The 18,445-nt window shown below is 36.8% G+C and carries 19 protein-coding genes; 2 read left to right on the plus strand and 17 right to left on the minus strand.

Features of this window, described 5'->3' with window-relative positions; genetic code table 11:
- Positions 1-15 precede the first annotated feature (15 nt).
- Together OB_RS14005 and OB_RS14010 are read left to right on the plus strand one after the other, a co-directional pair.
- Entirely contained in the window at positions 16-1,326 is a 1,311-nt protein-coding gene (locus OB_RS14005; protein ID WP_011067136.1) for an alpha/beta hydrolase, read from the plus strand.
- Positions 1,327-1,340: 14 nt separating this feature from the next.
- Positions 1,341-1,829, plus strand: coding sequence for a DUF3887 domain-containing protein (locus tag OB_RS14010; RefSeq protein WP_011067137.1), 489 nt, complete (start codon positions 1,341-1,343; stop codon positions 1,827-1,829).
- Between the two features lie 102 nt (positions 1,830-1,931).
- On the opposite strand, the gene OB_RS14015 is transcribed toward OB_RS14010, so the two are convergent.
- The 17 genes from OB_RS14015 to OB_RS14095 form a co-directional block, all read right to left on the minus strand.
- A complete protein-coding gene (locus OB_RS14015) occupies positions 1,932-2,399 on the minus strand; it encodes a hypothetical protein (protein ID WP_011067138.1) in 468 nt (155 codons plus the stop codon).
- A 33-nt stretch (positions 2,400-2,432) separates the two neighbouring features.
- Positions 2,433-3,209 carry a hypothetical protein gene (locus OB_RS14020; protein ID WP_011067139.1) on the minus strand — a complete coding sequence of 259 codons (777 nt, stop codon included), beginning with the start codon at positions 3,207-3,209 and terminating at the stop codon, positions 2,433-2,435.
- A 53-nt stretch (positions 3,210-3,262) separates the two neighbouring features.
- Complete coding sequence (locus OB_RS14025; RefSeq protein ID WP_011067140.1) at positions 3,263-3,640, minus strand: hypothetical protein; 378 nt, start codon at positions 3,638-3,640, stop codon at positions 3,263-3,265.
- A 591-nt stretch (positions 3,641-4,231) separates the two neighbouring features.
- Positions 4,232-5,080: a Cof-type HAD-IIB family hydrolase gene (locus OB_RS14030; protein ID WP_011067141.1), complete on the minus strand. Its 849-nt coding sequence runs from the start codon at positions 5,078-5,080 to the stop codon at positions 4,232-4,234.
- A 608-nt stretch (positions 5,081-5,688) separates the two neighbouring features.
- Positions 5,689-7,044, minus strand: a complete 1,356-nt coding sequence (locus OB_RS14040) for a tripartite tricarboxylate transporter permease (RefSeq protein ID WP_011067142.1) — start codon at positions 7,042-7,044, stop codon at positions 5,689-5,691.
- On the minus strand, positions 7,044-7,508 hold the full coding sequence (locus OB_RS14045) for a hypothetical protein (protein WP_011067143.1): 465 nt from the start codon (positions 7,506-7,508) through the stop codon (positions 7,044-7,046). Before OB_RS14045 ends, OB_RS14040 begins: the two co-directional genes overlap by 1 nt.
- A 559-nt stretch (positions 7,509-8,067) precedes the next feature.
- On the minus strand, positions 8,068-9,117 hold the full coding sequence (locus OB_RS14050; protein ID WP_011067144.1) for a galactitol-1-phosphate 5-dehydrogenase: 1,050 nt from the start codon (positions 9,115-9,117) through the stop codon (positions 8,068-8,070).
- Between the two features lie 20 nt (positions 9,118-9,137).
- Positions 9,138-9,296: a hypothetical protein gene (locus tag OB_RS18515; protein WP_173338120.1), complete on the minus strand. Its 159-nt coding sequence runs from the start codon at positions 9,294-9,296 to the stop codon at positions 9,138-9,140.
- 54 nt (positions 9,297-9,350) lie between these two features.
- The gene (deoC, locus tag OB_RS14055) at positions 9,351-10,022 is read right to left on the minus strand and encodes a deoxyribose-phosphate aldolase (protein ID WP_011067145.1); all 672 of its coding nucleotides are present in this window, start codon (positions 10,020-10,022) and stop codon (positions 9,351-9,353) included.
- A gap of 22 nt (positions 10,023-10,044) precedes the next feature.
- Positions 10,045-11,079 (minus strand): zinc-binding dehydrogenase, encoded by a 1,035-nt coding sequence (locus tag OB_RS14060; RefSeq protein WP_011067146.1) that lies wholly within the window; start codon positions 11,077-11,079, stop codon positions 10,045-10,047.
- A 336-nt stretch (positions 11,080-11,415) separates the two neighbouring features.
- Complete coding sequence (locus tag OB_RS14065; RefSeq protein WP_011067147.1) at positions 11,416-12,675, minus strand: galactitol-specific PTS transporter subunit IIC; 1,260 nt, start codon at positions 12,673-12,675, stop codon at positions 11,416-11,418.
- Positions 12,676-12,741: 66 nt separating this feature from the next.
- Entirely contained in the window at positions 12,742-13,020 is a 279-nt protein-coding gene (locus OB_RS14070; RefSeq protein WP_011067148.1) for a PTS sugar transporter subunit IIB, read from the minus strand.
- On the minus strand, positions 13,020-13,508 hold the full coding sequence (locus OB_RS14075; RefSeq protein ID WP_011067149.1) for a PTS sugar transporter subunit IIA: 489 nt from the start codon (positions 13,506-13,508) through the stop codon (positions 13,020-13,022). The genes OB_RS14070 and OB_RS14075 overlap by 1 nt, the downstream gene beginning before the upstream one ends.
- 37 nt (positions 13,509-13,545) lie before the next feature.
- The gene (locus tag OB_RS14080) at positions 13,546-15,606 is read right to left on the minus strand and encodes a BglG family transcription antiterminator (RefSeq protein WP_041544305.1); all 2,061 of its coding nucleotides are present in this window, start codon (positions 15,604-15,606) and stop codon (positions 13,546-13,548) included.
- A gap of 332 nt (positions 15,607-15,938) precedes the next feature.
- The gene (locus tag OB_RS14085) at positions 15,939-16,793 is read right to left on the minus strand and encodes an ROK family protein (RefSeq protein ID WP_011067151.1); all 855 of its coding nucleotides are present in this window, start codon (positions 16,791-16,793) and stop codon (positions 15,939-15,941) included.
- A gap of 19 nt (positions 16,794-16,812) precedes the next feature.
- Positions 16,813-17,310 (minus strand): PTS sugar transporter subunit IIA, encoded by a 498-nt coding sequence (locus OB_RS14090; RefSeq protein ID WP_011067152.1) that lies wholly within the window; start codon positions 17,308-17,310, stop codon positions 16,813-16,815.
- A gap of 178 nt (positions 17,311-17,488) precedes the next feature.
- Positions 17,489-18,298, minus strand: coding sequence for a histidinol-phosphatase HisJ family protein (locus OB_RS14095; RefSeq protein ID WP_011067153.1), 810 nt, complete (start codon positions 18,296-18,298; stop codon positions 17,489-17,491).
- Between the last annotated feature and the right edge of the window lie 147 nt (positions 18,299-18,445).

Here is an 18,445-nt window from a genome sequence, read left to right on the forward strand (position 1 = left end):
TAAAAGGAGGAATCTATGCGAACGCTTGTAGTTATCGTATTGTTTTTTATGTTAGTAGCCTGTTCTTCAGATAAAACGTTGGAAGAACAATCCGAAGAGCTTATCGACAACTTAATTGCAGGGAACTTTGAAGATGTAAGAGATAGCTATTTTAGTCCACAGCTACAAGAGACCTATACTAAAGAAGAACTTCAAGCATCTTGGAAAGAAATGACCGTTAATGAGGATGCAGAAGTCACATTGGAATCAAGCAAGCAACAATCATTTGATGTTATTGAAGCTATTGTCGAGCAAAAAGAATCTTCCATGAAGGTACGTATGACATGGGATGAACAATCAGAACTTGTTGGTTTTCATATGGAACCTATGCAAACAAAAAGGACGTTACCAAGAAATGTAGAAGAAGAAGTGATGAAAATAGGTGAAGGTACTGATTTTGAGTTAGAAGGAACATTAACATTGCCGAAAGATCTTGATGAATCGATACCCGGTGTAATTCTTGTCCATGGTTCTGGGCCTTCAGATCAGGATGAAGCAGTATATGAATATGCACCATTCCGAGATCTCGCCTATGGTCTAGCCGAACAAGGCATAGCCGTACTTCGTTATCCAAAACGCTCGTTTGTATATCCAGAAATGCAAGCCACATTTGGTAATGATTTGACTGTGAACGAAGAAACGATGGATGATGCGGTTCTAGCAGCACAACTATTAAAAGAAGATAATCGGATTCAAACAGACGAAGTCTTCGTGGTAGGACATAGTCTTGGCGGAATGCTGGCTCCAAGAATCGATCAACAAGCTGATACAGATGGAATGGTTATTTTAGCTGGATCACCAAGATCATTATGGGAAATTATATATGATCAGAATATATATTTCCTTCATAAGCTCGTGAATGATGAGGAAGAAAAGAATGAATCGATTCAAATGTTGGAAGAAGAAAAACGTGCAGGTGCAGCTTTGATCGATATGACGGATGAAGAAGCGAAAGAAACTGACGTATTTACAATCAATGGTTACTACTTAAAAGAAATGGATGAACATGATGTTGGAGAAATCGCTCTTCACTCGAATAAACCAATGTTACTTTTACAAGGGGAAGAAGATTTTCAAGTAACGATGGAACAAGATTTTACGATGTGGCAAGAATTACTAGAAGAAAAGGACAACACGACATTTAAAAGCTACCCTGAATTAAATCATTTTTTTATCACGTCACAAGGACCAAATAAAGGAACAGTAGAAGAATATTCGATTCCTGGTCATGTAGATGAACAAGTAATTGAAGATATTGGACAATGGATTCATAAACAAACCAATTAGAGAGGGGAAGTTATATGAAAAAATCACTACTTCTACTTATTGCAGTATTATCTATACTACTAGTCGCTTGCGGAGGTAATGAGGATACATCAAATAATGAACAAGAGGAAAACGAAACCGAACAAGAGGAAACTTCTAATGAGGAAGAGACTAATCAAGAAACAGACGATAATCAAAGTGAATCACCTGAGGTTGATGAAGAAAGAACAGCTATAGCAGAAGCATTTTTAGACAAAATTGTAAATGAACAATTTAATGAAGCTTATAATGATATGAATGAACAAATGAAGGCAGAAATTTCAGAAGCACAATTAACAGAAGGATGGAATACCGTTACAAGTGATATCGGTTCTTTTGTAAGTTATGAACTAGTGAGCACGGAAGAAGAACAAGGAGTCGATGTATTTATTTACGATGGTTTATTTGCCGGTGGGAATGCACAGTTTAATGTTGCTTTAGACAATGCAAATGAGATTGTTGGTTTTTATATTCTTCCAAAGTAACATTGCCCCTTGAGATTAACAAGATGACACATCTTACACTCAATAATATTGCCCCAACATAGAAAAGGAAATTCTGTTCTCCATTTCTATATTGGGGCTTTTTTATTCTTCCTCTAATTCCGTTTTATTATCTTTTCTAAGCAGATCCATTTGTTCTTTAGCTTGATTAATAATAACATCCAACTTGGTTTGTATTTCTTCGTTTGTGTTGTCTGGTGAAATTTCAATTTCTTGAATGATTTCATCCGCATATTGTTCTAACTCTAAGGATCGTTCCGTAATTTGTTGGTCAAGCAAAATTTGCAACTCTTGATCAACTGCATCCATCTGTGAACGAATTTCTGTTTGCAGCCGCTCAAGCTGTTGTTGTTTCACATGATTCAATTCTTCTTCCATCGTTTTTACCGATTCATTCGTCTTCGTATCGAACCAACTGCTGATGGTCGATTGCATATCAGAGTTTGCAAAAGTTACATGAATAGTACAGCCAATTAATAGAAAGAAAATAATCACTGTTTTTCTGGCTACTGACTTCCATTCCCGATTCGAATTATGTCTCTTTCTGTTCATTGCATTGGCCTCCTATTACATGTAAGAGTTTGCTTATTGGTTAATTCCATCTATAACTGCGTCTAAAGCAGCTTTTGCATCATCTTCAAGTTCTTGTGCCTTTGCTACAATAATTGCTTCTTGTTCAGCTACCAGATCATCAAGTAAAGTAGTTACTGATGCTCGTAAATCATCGATTGTCCAACCTAACCAATCAGAAATATTTTCAATTGTTGCTGCTTCATGACTACTCACTTCAGCAGCTAATTCTTCCTGCGCAGCTTGAATTGCATCTTCCAGTTCTTGCACCGCATTATCTTTAGCAGTCGTTAAATCCGAAGTTAATTGTGTTACTGCTTCTTCTCCAAGCTCAGATGTATAATTGGTTAAATCGTTTGTAGCGAATGCCTCGCCTTCATTAGCCAACCGTTCAATCTCCAAATAAGCATCTAAAAACACATTATAATATTCATAACCAATATCCTCTAAAATCGCCGCTTTCTCTGCATCTATTCCTTCAATATGATCTAATTTTGCAGAAATGATTTCATCAAGCGATTGACCTGTAGATAATTCTCGTGATAAATCAATATCTATTGCTGCATCAGACTTAATTTGTGCATATTCCGATTCCAATTCATTAAAACGTTCCGTTGTCATACTTTCTGCCTTGGATTCGATAGAAGCTACACTTTCATTAAATAATCCGTTATACCAATCACGTAATCCTTCACCAGCTGGTGTGCTTGCAAATACGACACTTGAACTAACTACCACGCTTGTTGCTAATACCCCCGCAACGACCTTTTTCTTTAATCCTTTTACTTTCATTTGTCTGACCCCTCTCTACTATCAATAAGATAACTAGGACATTAAATAAAGACTTAATATTCTGATAAAACCCCTTGTAAAAATTCATTCCAGTTAGCATCTATTTCTACTTTTAAATCCCGCTTTAAGTGACTCTCTATTTCCTTCCAATCTTTCTGTAGCAATACTTCTTTCTCTTGTTCCAACTGCTGTAAATAGATTTGTTGATAGCCATCTATTTGTTGCAAAGATCGTTGCTTTGTTTCCTGAAGATAGGTAGTTAAATACTCCTGATGTTCAGCTTTGTTTTCTTTGTTTACATCATGAAATAAGTCCTGAAACATCGTGCTATGATAGTCCCAAACTGCTAATTGATCCCCCTTCTCAGCAAATGTAGTAGAATAGGATAAGCCGATGAACAGCACAACCAAGATGATTAATCGTTTTATCATCAACACATCCCCTTTCTCTGTGAGATATATTGTGGATTTCTTTGTTGTCTATCTAACCTATTACCTATACTAGCAAATTACTTCATAACATAAATCCTAGAATGCTACTATTTTTAAAATAGTTAAATAGTTATGAATTATTCGATATTCATCTTTGGTTGCACTTCTTTTTACCTGACTTTTAGTATATTGTAAATTGTATAAAGGAATATCCTACCATTAATTAGGACTATTGACGCTATTGTAAATTACTGGAATTTATAAAATAAGACTAGGAACTTCGTTGTATATAATAAATGTAGGGTTTACATTTAGTGGATTTTGTCGAAATCAATATGACTTTTATCTTATAATTACTGATTTATTTATATCACATTGTCGAAACTGAAATATTAAAAGTAATAAAGTCCCGATCACTTCAGGCAAAAAGAATGACCGAATATGGATACGCAAATACTATATCAATTTTGGGTGATAACCTAAAAAATAGACGATTTCAGAGGGATAGTATTAGTCGAAGATGCCCAAGGGACAGCTTATTTTCCGGACTATAATGGAGTATCCTCTTCAATCGCCTATTAAAACAACAATCTATTTTATCAAGTGGTCCAGCGCATATGCTACACCATTCTCGTTGTAATTTTTAGTAGTTATGTCAGCCTTTTCTTTTACTTCTGATTCTGCATTTCCCATCGCAACACTTTCACCGGCTGCTTCAAACATTGGGATATCATTAAAATTATCACCGATAGCCACTGTATGTTCCATCGGGACTTGAAAATATCTTGCTAGACTTCGTAATGCATTCCCTTTACTCGCACTCTCATGTGCAATCTCTATTTTTTGGCGACCTGCACCAGTAATAGATACATCTCCCCTATTTCGTAACTCTTCATTTAATTTTGCTAATAACTCGAGGTTGAATGATAATATAAATACTTTGTATACATCCAATGACTCATAATTAATGGAATGGTAGTCTTCTACGGTCTTTAGCCCAAATTGATCTTTCTGTGTCGCAATCATGGTTCTCATTTTCTCGCGATCTTCTTCACTAATATTCGGATAATCATCGATTTCCTTTTCTAATATAGCAGTTATATCTCTTTCTAGATAGATTCCTTCGTTCGTATAAATTTCATAGTACAGTCCTTCTTTATCTGCTTTTTCCATTAGTTCCTTTACAAGGCGAGGTTGCATTGATAAATGTTCCATTACCTTATGGTCCGCATAAGTTACTGCTCCATTTCCAGTAATAAGGGGTAAGTCTAATCCTGCTCGCTTTGTTAATTCTTTTGTATCATGTAGTGATCTTCCCGAACAAATAGCGATGATATCCCCTGCTTCTTGTCTTTTTCGAATTGCTTCACTACTTACTTGATTTATGTTTCCTTCGTCTGACAATAATGTTCCATCTAAATCGATTGCAATTAACTTCATCATTTACCATCCTTTTTAATTTTCATTTAACCGAATTAATTTCATAATTAATATATGTAATGTAAAATCCATATTCATGCAGACGGCGCTTATCCGCAGGCATAGCTTTAACTAGCTAGGGAAAGAAAATTCATTCCAAGAACAAAAGCGCAAGCGCCCGTTTATCACCGTATGTCCTGCGCCCCTGTTTTTCAAGGGGTGGTTCGACTGGTCGAACTTCTTTATTTCTTTGAGATAAAGGAAACACGATAAGCGTATGCGAATCGATGTTGACTTTCACCGCAAGGGTATAAGTGCGACTATGCCTCACAAAGAACATTCGGCAGTCTTCTTTTCACCATTGGCATAAGTGCGACTATGCCTCATAAAGAACAATCGGCAGTCTTCTTTTCACCATGGCATAAGTGCGACTATGCCTCACAAAGAACATTCGGCAGTCTTCTTTATCGTAAGGAGGTTTCCGGAAGGACAATAGGTGATGGGCGCTGGAGCTGGACGTGGCTAAATAACTTAGTTGTTCATCCACAGCCCCAAAATTTTATAATTTCCTAGACAAAAATAAAGGAGTCTACTTCAGTAGCTGAAGAGGACTCCTGTATCTAATCCATTTACATTCCTAATAATGCTCCTACAATCCAACTCGAACCATAGAATACCATAAATTGCACACCGACACCTACTCCGAGGAATCGATTTAGTATACCACCAACCATCGCCATTGCAAATGTCACCGTAATTCCGACAATACCACCTTCATAAAAGGCTAGTAGTGCAACAATTCCAATGAACATACCGATAATTGCCTCTTGGTTAATATATTTTAATACGAGAACCGTTGCCTTTCGTGCAAAGTTCATAGAGAAAGGATAAGCAATAATAGCAGCAATAATAATTCCTATCAAACCGAATATTAGAAACTCAAATGGCTCCATCATTGTATGCAAATTATTGACTGGTTCTGTAGTAAAGACTGGCGGAGCATTGAATAATGCCTGTGCCGGACCGATTGCCACGGGACTTAATGGAATACCAAAAGCTACGAGCGGAATAATCGTTTCCGCAATATAAGTAGATTCGGTTACTCCGTTCATCGTAGAAAGGCTTGTTGTCGACTTCTTGTATTGACCTTTCACTCGTGATCCTACCAATTCCCCCATTAATGCGGTCATCCCTACTGGACTTAAAGCAAATGTCAACGATGATAAAAAGGAAGTTCCCGCCACAGCAGATGTTTGTTTCTTTGTTAATACTTTAAACGGATTTGGAAAATACCCACTCCATGATTTTTTCTCAGGAGCTAGTTTATATTCATTTTTTTCATGCCTCGTAATCATTGGACGGGCACTGCGAGACAATGCTAATAGTATATCCGTCAACATCGGTCCTATTGCAATACCAAGGAAGAAACTTATCGATAAGCTGGTTTCTAAAATCGTTGTGCTTATAAGGTTCAGTCCTTGGATAACAAGAGCCAGTGGTATGATTAAAATAATACTGGCCCATCGACCTTTAGAAAAATACCCTATCAATACAGCTGCTAATGTAAAAATAATCCCGGCATTTTCTTGGAAAAACTCGCCGAATTGACTTAAAAATACTGCAAATAAAAGCGCAACTGGCAAAGCGATAAATGCTCCGATAATCCCACCTGAAATCATTTTACGAAGTGCTATATGCGGGAGCCCAATCCGTCGCATAAAATCTGCGTGCTCCAGCATTGGTGTTGCGGTTGTATCACCAGGGACTCCCATTAATGCTGTTGGTATTGCATGGGTCAAATGCTTAGATAACACAGCCGCCATAAAAAATGCAAATACACCTTCGGGAGGAGCGCCCAATAAGACAACAATTAATGTTGCCGGAACGAGTACCGCTGTCTCATCTGATCCAGATATCAATCCAATTAAAGTAAAAATAATACTTCCTAGCAGCGCGAGGAGTATAGCTATCATTAATGTCTCCATTATTGATCATCCTCCTTTTTTCGCGAGGATGCCGTATCTTGAGTAACTTCCTTCTCACTTTCCATGAACATATCGTAAAATCCCTGTTCTTTCATTTCTTGTATAATAACAGGATCATTTTTAATCGCTTCTCTTTCTTCATGTATATCAAATTGCAATTTTTCATAAACCGAGGATAACTCATCACTTGTACTAGCAGTTTCATTCAACCTTCTTTTTGGTTTAAATAAAAATGTGTTGAGAATTAAACCAGCTACACTACCACCAATTCCTAATAGTAAGGAATAAGACTCTATCATTTCTTCAGCAGCAATATTTGCGAAGATCACTTCTCTTCCTAGAAAAAAACCGGCTAAACTCAAACAAACACTTATGATAATCGTCATCATCAAATGTTTTCCGCACACAGTATCTCCTATAACTTCTACATAGGATTCATCATGATTCGATGGTGATTGATTCACTTCTTCTACCTTCTTTCTATCTAACACTATGATAAGTTAGAATGTAATTCGTAAATAAGTAGATTATACTATACTGCGTGAAATTATTCTAGATACTAGTACCAGATGCTAATCTATAAATTTTAGATGGCTGCATAGAACGAGCTGGATGTAGGTTACCTGTTTTTAGATACCACTCTTCTCCGCACATAAGCTATCTCATTTCATTGCGCAGCAAAAAGCCGAAGCGACTTCACTTCGACTTGATTTTTTATGGACTAGGTAATTATAAAATTTTGAAACTGTGGATACGTTTACTATGTTATTTATGTGGCTTAGTCGCACTTAAACCAATGGGTGAAAGTCATCATCGGTTCGTTGCCTCACCGTGATTCCTTTATCTCAGAAGAAAAAAAGGAAGTTCGACCCTTGTCGAACCACCCCTGAAAGCAGGTCGCACTCGCTACGTGGGCCCGGAATCCGGGTCATATCGACGTTGGCACAGGACGAGGCGTTCTTAGTCGGCTTTCCTTAAAACGGGCGCTTGACTTTTGTTGTTATTCTCCAGTCTCTTCGTTCCTTATTTACCGGGATGAAAGATTACTTTTACCGCATCGGAGAGTTTATTGGTAATTTGATGGAAGATTTCTGGTCCAGCTTGCAGTCCGAGTCGATGAGAAATCATCGGTTTTATATTTAACTGGCCGGTGCTCATGTAATGTAAAGTTGCATTCCACTCTTTCCCTGGAAAAGGTGCCGACAACGCATTCCATGAACCAAGAATTCTTAGTTCATTCCGAACAATTTTTTCGAAATAATATCGTTTTAGTGTAATATCACCATAAGGAATGCCAAGAAAAACCACTTCTCCACCTTTTTTTGGTAAAGCAAGTACTTGCTCACTTGTGATAGGTGATCCGGCTGATTCCACAGCAAGGTCAACACCAAGCTCATCGGTATGTTGCTTTACAATTCCCTCAGCATTTTCTTTCATTGGATTTACCACAATATCCGCACCAAGTTCTTGAGCAATTTTTAATTTATGATCATCAATATCTATGGCAATCACTTTACTAGCGCCGAAGATTTTAGCCCATTGAACTGCTAACAATCCTATACTCCCGACACCCATGATCGCTACCGAACTACCTGGTGTAATTGATGCTCGGTAAAAACCATGCGCAACTACAGCGGAAGGCTCAACCAGAGCTGCTGTATCATCATCAATCGAATCTGGCAAAATCTTCACATGCCCTTCTGGTAGTTTCGTATACTCAGCATAAGCACCTGGATTTCTTGCTCCAATTACAGTTAGTTCCACACATCTAGTTGGGTGTCCTTCCCTACAGTAATGACAGTTCCCACATGAAAAAGTAGGGCAGGCCACAACTCGATCCCCTGATTTAAAATTTGTGACACTTTTTCCTACTTCTATTACCTCACCTGCAAACTCGTGACCGAATGTCATTCCTTCCACGTAAGGTCCTAGCTTTTTATATCGAGAAGTATCCGAGCCACAAATGCCTACCGATTTTACTTTAATAATGACATCATCATCTTTTTCAATCATAGGCTTTGGTGTATCTTCGTAACGCAAATCCTCTATACCATATAAATTCAAAGCTTCCAAGATAAAGCTCCTCTCTATATCTAGTTATTCGATTCTTTGGTTGAGTTCTTTTTATTTTTGATTAGAAAGTATGCTGCTATCCCAACAACGATTGAGTTGAAAAGCAGTTGATATTCAAAATAAAATTGGCTAATACCTCGCATTGGACCAAGCATAAAGTCTAGTAATGCATCAACCATGTAAATCCCTCATTTCAATAGTTTTGTTCAAGCAAGCTTTCTTTTCCAATCACATTAATAAGAGCTTGTTGATGTTTCACCTCGAATTATTTGTATAGCTCCGCTAGAACCAATTCGTGTTGCTCCTGCATCAATAATTGCTAAGGCATCTTCATATGTCTTTATCCCTCCGGCTGCCTTAACTTGTATTTTCCCTTTACCGATTTCATTTAATAATCGAACATCTTCTACCGTTGCTCCACCACCATTAAATCCAGTAGCTGTTTTTACAAAATCTGCTCCAGCACGGATAATACATTCCGTGACACTTATCTTCTCTTCTTGGTTCAATAGAGCTGTTTCAATAATTACTTTAGTATTTAAACCGTTTGCCGCCTCTACTACCTTTGCAATATCAGTTTCTACCATTTGATAATCCCCTGATTTTAAAGCTCCTAAATTAACAAGCATATCGATTTCTTTTGCCCCATTACGAATCGCTTCTTTAGTTTCTTCCACTTTCACATGCGTAGTTGCTCCACCTAAAGAAAATCCAACTGGAACACCAACATTCACATCATGATCAGCTAACCAGTTAACTGCAAATGGTACAAAGTATGGTTGAACAAAAATGGTTTTAAACCCATAATTGACTACTTCTTGCAAAAAGCTCTCTATGTCAGCTTTATTTGCTGTTGGATGTAATAACGTATAATCAATGATATTTACTAATTCTCTTTTTTCCATAATGGTAAGCCTCCTCATGAAGTTAATCTTGTAATGGTTTTAATAGTACTTTTATTGCCTCTCCGTCTTTTATCGCTTGGTATGCTTCATCCCACTGATCAATAGTGAATTCATGCGTTACTAAGGCTTTTGCATCTACTTTCTTTTCTTTCATTAACTGAAGTGATGGTTCCCAATCTGCTGATTTTTGACTTCTACTTCCTACAACATGTATTTCTTTTTGAATGACTTTTTCCATATCAAACTTCACATGTGAGTCTGGAAAAATTCCTACTTGTGCGTAGCTTCCTTTTTTCCGTAGTAAGTCGAGACCTTGATTAGCAGCATGAATCGAACCAGAACATTCTAATACTACATCCACTCCATAACCATCCGTTAAAGCTGCAATTTTTTCCTTTATATCTTCTTCTTGAATGTTGATAACGTAGTCAATGCCAACTTCTTTCGCTTTATCCAGACGAATTTTGTCATTATCGAGTCCGGACATCATGACGGTAGCTCCATAGCTTTTAGCAACCTGAGCTGCTAACAAACCAATTGGACCTGGTCCAAGCACAACGACTAAATCTCCTGGCTTAATATTTATTTTTTGAATAGCATGATACGTACATGCTAATGGTTCTGTCATGGATGCAGAACGATCATCCACTTCGTCGGGCAAATGGTGAAGACTTTCTTCTCTAGCAATCAAGTAATTCGTAAATCCACCATTTTGCTGCGTACCTAACCCTTTACGATGATTGCATAAATTATAATCACCAGTTTGACAATAGCGACATTCTCCACAAATAGAAAAAGTTGTTTCTGAAGTAACACGATCACCGACTTTAAAATCGGTAACTCCTTCACCAACCTCTACAATCCGACCGGAAAACTCATGTCCTAAAGTTACCGGAGCAGCTACTTTATAATGACCTTCGTACGTATGAATATCCGAACCGCAAATACCTGCATAAGCTACTTTTATTTTCACTTGATGACTAGATACGCTTGGTTCTTCAACATTTTGAATGTGTAGATTACCATGCCCTAGCTCTGTTTTCACTAATGCCTTCATGCCGATGTGCCTCCTACTGTAGTTATAACCCTAAAAGGATTGCCAATCCTATTCAATACAAGATGAATCAATTTCATAATTGCTAAGTTTCTTTTAAAAACGAATGATTAAATGCTAATGTTCGGATTAAAGGAAATTTTTGGGTTTGATTGCAATGGAAGACGGCGACTCCTGCAGGAATAGCACGAGGCGAAGATCCACTTGAAAAGCGGTTTTCTTTTCAAGTTAGCTGAGACCGTGCCTGCGGAAAGCGTCCGTCTGCAATGGAAATCAAACAGCGCAACATTCGGATTTTATATCACATATATTAATTATGAAATTGATTCAGATAAGTAATTAATTGAATAGATCAAAGAATCTCCAGATGACCCAGTTTACGATATTTCCACCTTGATCAATACTTGATACCATCGCAGATCCTTCAGGTAAATTGATTTCTGCATTTGTTGCCATATCTGTGAATAATGGAGCGATATCCGTCGCTACATATAAAGAAACAGCAATCATAATCGTACCGACGATGACAGAGTGAATAATATTCCCTCGTGCTGCACCGACCACAAATGCAATAACAAATGGTATTGTCGCTAGATCACCAAATGGCAATACTGCATTCCCCGGTAGGATAACTGCTAGTAACACAGTCACTGGTGTTAAAATTAAAGCTGTCGCAATTACAGATGGATGTCCTAACAAAACTGCAGCATCCAAACCAATATTGATTTCACGATCACCAAAGTGCTTATTTAACCATTCGCGTGCGGACTCGGATACTGGCATAAGACCTTCCATTAAGATTTTTACCATACGTGGCATTAATACCATTACCGCTGCCATGGAAATACCTATATTAATGATCTCACCTACACCATATCCAGCTAATGCCCCGATAGCTGCACCTAGTAGAAGCCCAATAACCATCGAATCTCCAAATACACCAAAGCGCTTTTGAATAGAATCTGGGTCTGCATTTAATTTGTTTAATCCAGGAATTTTCTGAAGTCCTTTTACAACAAAAATAAATGGGGCATACGAAATGGTGCTTCCAGTTGCTACAGATACACCTGGCATATCATAAAATTCTTCAACCATTGGTTGCGTCCAATCTGCAATTTTCAAACATACGATTTGGAAAATGGTCGCTGCAATTAACCCTTGGATGATACTATCGGACACAGCGTATACAACCGCACCCATAAATGTATAATGCCAGAAGTTCCAAATATCCACGTTCATCGTTTTCGTCGTTTTAGTAACAAGCATGACAACGTTTACAGCTAATCCCAAAGGAATAATAAATGCTGCAATTGCTGAAGCCCATGCAATAGATGAAGTTGCTGGCCATCCAATATCAATTACATTTAAGTTCACTCCTAAGCGATCGACCATCCCCTGAGCGGCTGGACCTAAGTTTAACGTCAATAAGTCTATTACTAGAAAAATACCTACAAATGCCACACCAATTGTTAAACCAGACCGGAATGCTTTTCCTGGTTTTTGACCGAACAATAGCCCTATTAAGAAAATTGCAACTGGCAAAATTACGGTTGCACCTAATCCTAAAAACGCTTGAATAAAATCAACAAAGCCTTGCACAGAAACTCCCCCTCCATGTTTAAGATGAAGCTCGACTCTGGTAAGTTAGAATCGAGCAATTTCACCTTATTTTTTAAGTTCTTCTAAAATTTGTTTCTTTGTATCTTCCACACCAATTCCTGTTAAGAAATTACGAGCATTAATAACTGGGAACGAATACTCTTTCTTCGTCATTGCAGTTGTTACTAATAAATCCGCTGTAGATTCATATGTGCCTACTTCAGCGATTTTAATTTGTTTTATATCAACTTTGATATTGTTTTCTTTCGCTAATTCTTCAATTGCATTGTTTACTACGGTAGAAGTTGCAATACCTGCGCCGCATGCTACTAGTACTTGCTTCATTACAATTCACCTCCTTTAAAGGAATACAAATTTAACTTATTTTCTATTAATTGCTTCACATTACGTCTATCCTTTTCTACAATTAACTGTTGCAAAAATGATTCGTCTTGAAATAACTTCATTAAATCTTGTAAAAGTGTTAATTGAGAATGGGCTTCATCCATTGCAAGCATAAAGACAATTTGTACTGGTGTCGTTTCGCTATCGTCTCCCATAATGACAAAGTCGACAGGAGAATTCAGGATACCAATACTAATCGTTTTCTTGTTCACGTGTATGGAATCGGTATGCGGGATAGCCACCGAAACACTCGTTGTCGGTAACCCTGTAGCAAACTCTTTTTCACGTTCTACAATTGCAGGTATAAAACTTTCCTTTACGTATCCTAGATCTACAAGATTTCGTCCCATTCTTTCTAGTACTTGTTCATTTTTTTCTACATCTAAATCTAGTAAAATAACATCTTCTTCAAAATGTAATTCACTCATTATGTCACACCCCTACCTTCACTTTCTTTTGCTGTAATTAGCTGCCCCTAACATAAGCTTCAATTAATTGATGAATATATTGCTTTGAATTAGCCTGAACGAGTTTAGGTAAAATTGTCTCAGATGAAGCAACTTTCATTAATTGCATTAAAGCATGTATATGTTGTTGTTTATCAACAGCTGCAATCATAATCATTAGTTTAATTTGATGACCCTCTTCTCCATATGTCACACCATTTTTGATCCGAAGTAAGCTCATTCCTACCTGTCGTACCCCATCTTCTGGGGCAGCATGAGGAATTGCTACGTGCGGTCCGATAGCAATATAGGAATCTTCTTGAGAATGTCTGATCGCAGCTTCTACGTAATGTTGCTCAATATGCCCTGATTTCAGTAGTGGTTCAGCACAAAGTCGAATTGCATCTTCAAAAGATGGAACTGACTCTCTGAGCGTAATATGTTTCGGGATTATAAATTCATGTAAATCTAACTCCATAGAAGTACTTAATTGTCTTGTTATTGTTGCGTTTTCATCTCGATGGATGTATGCATATAACTCTTTTCTTAATTGCTTTTCATCATTTACATCCGCATACTGTCCAACTGTTTTTAATATGTCATCCACATTAATTTCGTTTGGAATATAGTCATACACTTCTAGCATCACTTGCTTACGTAATCGTTGTTTATCTTCTGGACGTAGCATTGTTTTTGAAATAAACAGATTCTTCTCCGTCTCTAAAGCAATTGGTGAAAAAACAACATCGTACTCTAGCCCATACGTTAGAAATTCTCGGACTGATAATGAATCTAAGAATACAAACTCTGGGAAAAGTTCTTTTAACTGATGAAACATTAACCTCGATACAGAAACTCCTTGTGGGCATACAACAATTGCCTTTACCTTTTCTGTCATACTTTCCCCTTGCATATGCATCCAGCCACTGACAAGCATAACAATGTAGGTAATTTCATTTTCAGGAATCTTACTTTCCATTACTTCACTAATTGGCTCTAATGCCCGTTTAATCAAATGTCGAATTTGTTCAAATTCTTCATTATACGTGCTCTCAAATACTATTGCATCGGTTAATTTGTACTTAATTCGATAATAAGCTGGGGTAAGATGCTGTAATAGTTTATCGATTAGCTGCTCACGATCCTGAAAGATAATACAGGCATTCTTCTCAAATAACCGAACCATTTTATCAATTGCTGGTACTAGATCTGGAATAGAGTCTTCTATTAAAAGTTGGTTACGATGTACACTACCTGTTAATAAGTTTAAAGTAATAAATAATTTCTCTGGAACTGGAAGACTCTTATCATACAAAATCTCTTCTGTAGCTTGATATTCTTTTGTATTGGATAATTCATCATATCGAATGGATAATGGTTGAATCTGGAATCCTTTTCGAATCCGTCTCAATATCAAAGAAAAAATGGTTGGCATCGTCATCAATTTTTCATCTGTAAATTCGATATGGAGCTTATTTTCCACTCGTTCTAGACGACGGTGGAATTGTTCAAGTAAACTACCTTCAAGTTGCAATGCTTCATGTAACTTTTCCTTTTCATCGGAATGAAGAATAATGTCATTCGCTAACCAAATCATTACTTTTCTAGCCTGAAATTCATCGCCTTCAATTTGGTATCCATCTTTACGTGAATATTGAATCTCTAATTGATAAGCATTTAAATGATTCTGAGCTTGTTTCATATCATTTAGAACCGTATTTTTACTTATGGATAACTGCGATGTAAAATGTGCTAATGATAATGGTTCTTTACCACCAAGGATCATAATTAATAAGAATTTCACTCGGTCCACTTCGGATAAAATCACTTCACGGTTTGATATAGGTGAAACCTTTGATGTCACTGTTGCAGTAAGTATGGACTGATCAATAATAAATTGACCCTTACGTGTTCGCTCAATTTCTGGTAACTGACTTTCTGTTAACCAATTATTTATTTTTTGAAAGGTGTAGCCTAACTGCCGACGAGAAAGATCGTACTTATCTGCTAATTTCGAGCTTGTGATACTTGTATCTTTTATTAATTCGTTAAGAATCTGCTCTTCTCTTTCTCCCAACACGGTTGTTGACCTCCTTTGTTTTTTATCATAACAGTTGATTTTTCAATAATGTATACGTTTTCATCACAAATATAAGAATCATCATTGTACAATATTGTGATGATTAAAAATAGATTACAACATTATTGTTCTGAATAATACTAATAATGTCGGTTTTCATCGAATTTCATCGAATATCTTTTGATAATAAATGAAATGTTCTTGGAGTGTGCTGGGAAGTTTTGAAAAGTTACTGTTACAAGTACCTATCGAAACTAACTCACCTCATAACCTCATAAAAAAAGAACTGTCGCTATTTACGACAGTTCTTTCTGACTTCTATATACTCAATATTAATCTTGTAATGTTAGAGCGATGGCACCTTTCACTGCTTGATTATCCTTGAGTTCTGGTGCAACAATCAGCTGATTGACGTCCTCCACTTCGATATAATCATTTAATAGATTCATAAATTGCTTGCGAATCATCGGATACAATTTGTCTTGTTTCATTACACCACCGCCGATAATAATTTTTTCTGGTGAAAGAATGACAAAATAATTCATGATGGCTTGTGCGAGGTAATATGCTTCTAATTCCCAAACATTATTTTGGTCAGCTAATTCCATTCCTTTTTTTCCATAACGTGCCTCAATTGCTGGACCTGCAGCTAATCCTTCTAGGCAAATCCTATGACTAGGGCAAGCACCTTCAAAATCATCTTCAGGATGCTTTTGAATCAGAATATGCCCCATTTCTGAATGATCGTATCCTTGAAAAATGTTTCCGTTTTGCACAAAACCTGCTCCAATTCCTGTTCCAACAGTAATATAAAGACAACTCCCAGCATCTTTAGCTACTCCATAATTATACTCGCCTAATGAGGCAACATTCACATCCGTATCAATGAAAACAGGTATTTCTAGACGACTTCTTAAGTTTTGTAGTAACGGGAAATTCCGCCAGGCCATTTTGGGAGTATTACCGATTGTGCCATACTGTTCACTTACTGTGCGCAGATTTATGGGACCAAACGCTCCAACCCCAAGACGTTCTACTTGATGTTCACGAAAAAACGCTTCTACTTGATCTAACGTTTCATCTGGGGTAGTTGTAGGAAAGGAGGAACGTTCTAAAATCTCACCATTTCGACTACCTACCGCACAAACAAATTTTGTACCACCTGCTTCAATTGCTCCAATTCGCATGGCATTATCTCCTCCTCAACTAGTTAATCACTTGTAAAATCTGATTCTCACCAGCTGTAACTTCTGTTACTTTTATATTTTTAACTTCTCTTACATTATCAGTATTTGAAATGATTATAGGTGTAATACTACTCGTTGCCTTTTCTTCAATGGTTGCGATATCGAAGCTCATTAATTTGTCGCCGACCTTTACTATATCTCCATCCTTAACATGGGCAGTAAAACCTTCTCCTTCAAGATTTACAGTATCTAGTCCAATATGAATTAGAATTTCAGCATTGTTCTCTGCCTCAACAATTATTGCATGTTTCGTTTGAAAAACCAGTTTAACTTCTCCGTCAACTGGAGATATTACTTCTCCATTTGCAGGCTTCACTGCGACACCCTCACCCATCATCTTTTGTGCGAAAACTGGATCAGGAACCTCCTCTAATGGTATGATTTCCCCTGTGATCGGTGCAACTACTGTAATTTCTTTTGGCTCTCTCTCTTTGATTTTAAATAAGTTCTTAAACATCTCCCAAGTCCCCTTTTGCTTGTTAATATCGTAGTTGATTGTTTGCATTTGTATTTCCATTTAAAAATAAACATCCCATTGTAAGAAGGATAACTATATTATACTAGCATTGACTTTTTTCCAACAACTGTAGTTACCCTAAATCGGTGACGATAATAAATTTATTTATTATATCACACTAAAGAATAAAATCGTCCATCCTGATTGGCTCTGGTTTTCGCTTGTCAAAAGTATAAATAAAGGAAAATCCAGCTTCTTTTGCCATTTTCAGAGCTTCAATAAAATAATTACCTACTGTCTCCACTCGATGTGAATCGGAGCCAATCGTTAATATTTCCCCACCCATCTGTTTGTATAGCTTCAATAATTCAATCCGGGGGAAAGCTTCTCCTACCGACTGACTTGCAAACCCAGATGTATTTATCTCCAGTCCAATATCTCTTTTGATTGCTTGATGAAGTACGTGACGAATAATCTCTTCCATATCTTTCACGTTATAATTTCCGATTTTAGCCATCGCATAGCGTTTTAATAAATCAAAATGTGCCAAAACATCAATATCTGCATTTGTTACTAATTTTAATACTTCTTCAAAATACCCTAAATAAGCTGCATGATTTTCTTTATCAAATAAATATTTTCTCAATTTTTCTTCCTGGATATTATGTATAGATCCTAATATAAAATCAAATTCTATCCCATCTAACGCTTCCTTATATTTATCTTTCATTAAGTGTGGTTCACACAGTTCTATTCCCATCTTGATCTTGAGATTATCCTGCCATTTTGATTTTGCGTGTTGAATATCTGAAATATATTTTGAGAAATCCATATGTCCATAAGTTGGCGCTTTTGGATTCACCGAAAAATGCTCAGTAAAACAAATTTCATCGATTCCTTTCTCGACTGCCTTTGCACACACTTCATCCATAACTGCTTTAGAATCAAAAGAATTATTTGTGTGATGATGATAATCGGTCCAGTACATATAAATACCTCCTTCTTCTTTATAGACTACCTTATTTTTATAAAAAGTTACATGAATCATTTTTTATGAACTGTTACCTTGACGATTGATTATAGATAACTCATTATCTCTTCTAAGTGCAGTAAAAATAAAGGTTACAATCTTTTC

This window comes from Oceanobacillus iheyensis HTE831, from assembly GCF_000011245.1.
Classification (GTDB): domain Bacteria; phylum Bacillota; class Bacilli; order Bacillales; family Amphibacillaceae; genus Oceanobacillus; species Oceanobacillus iheyensis.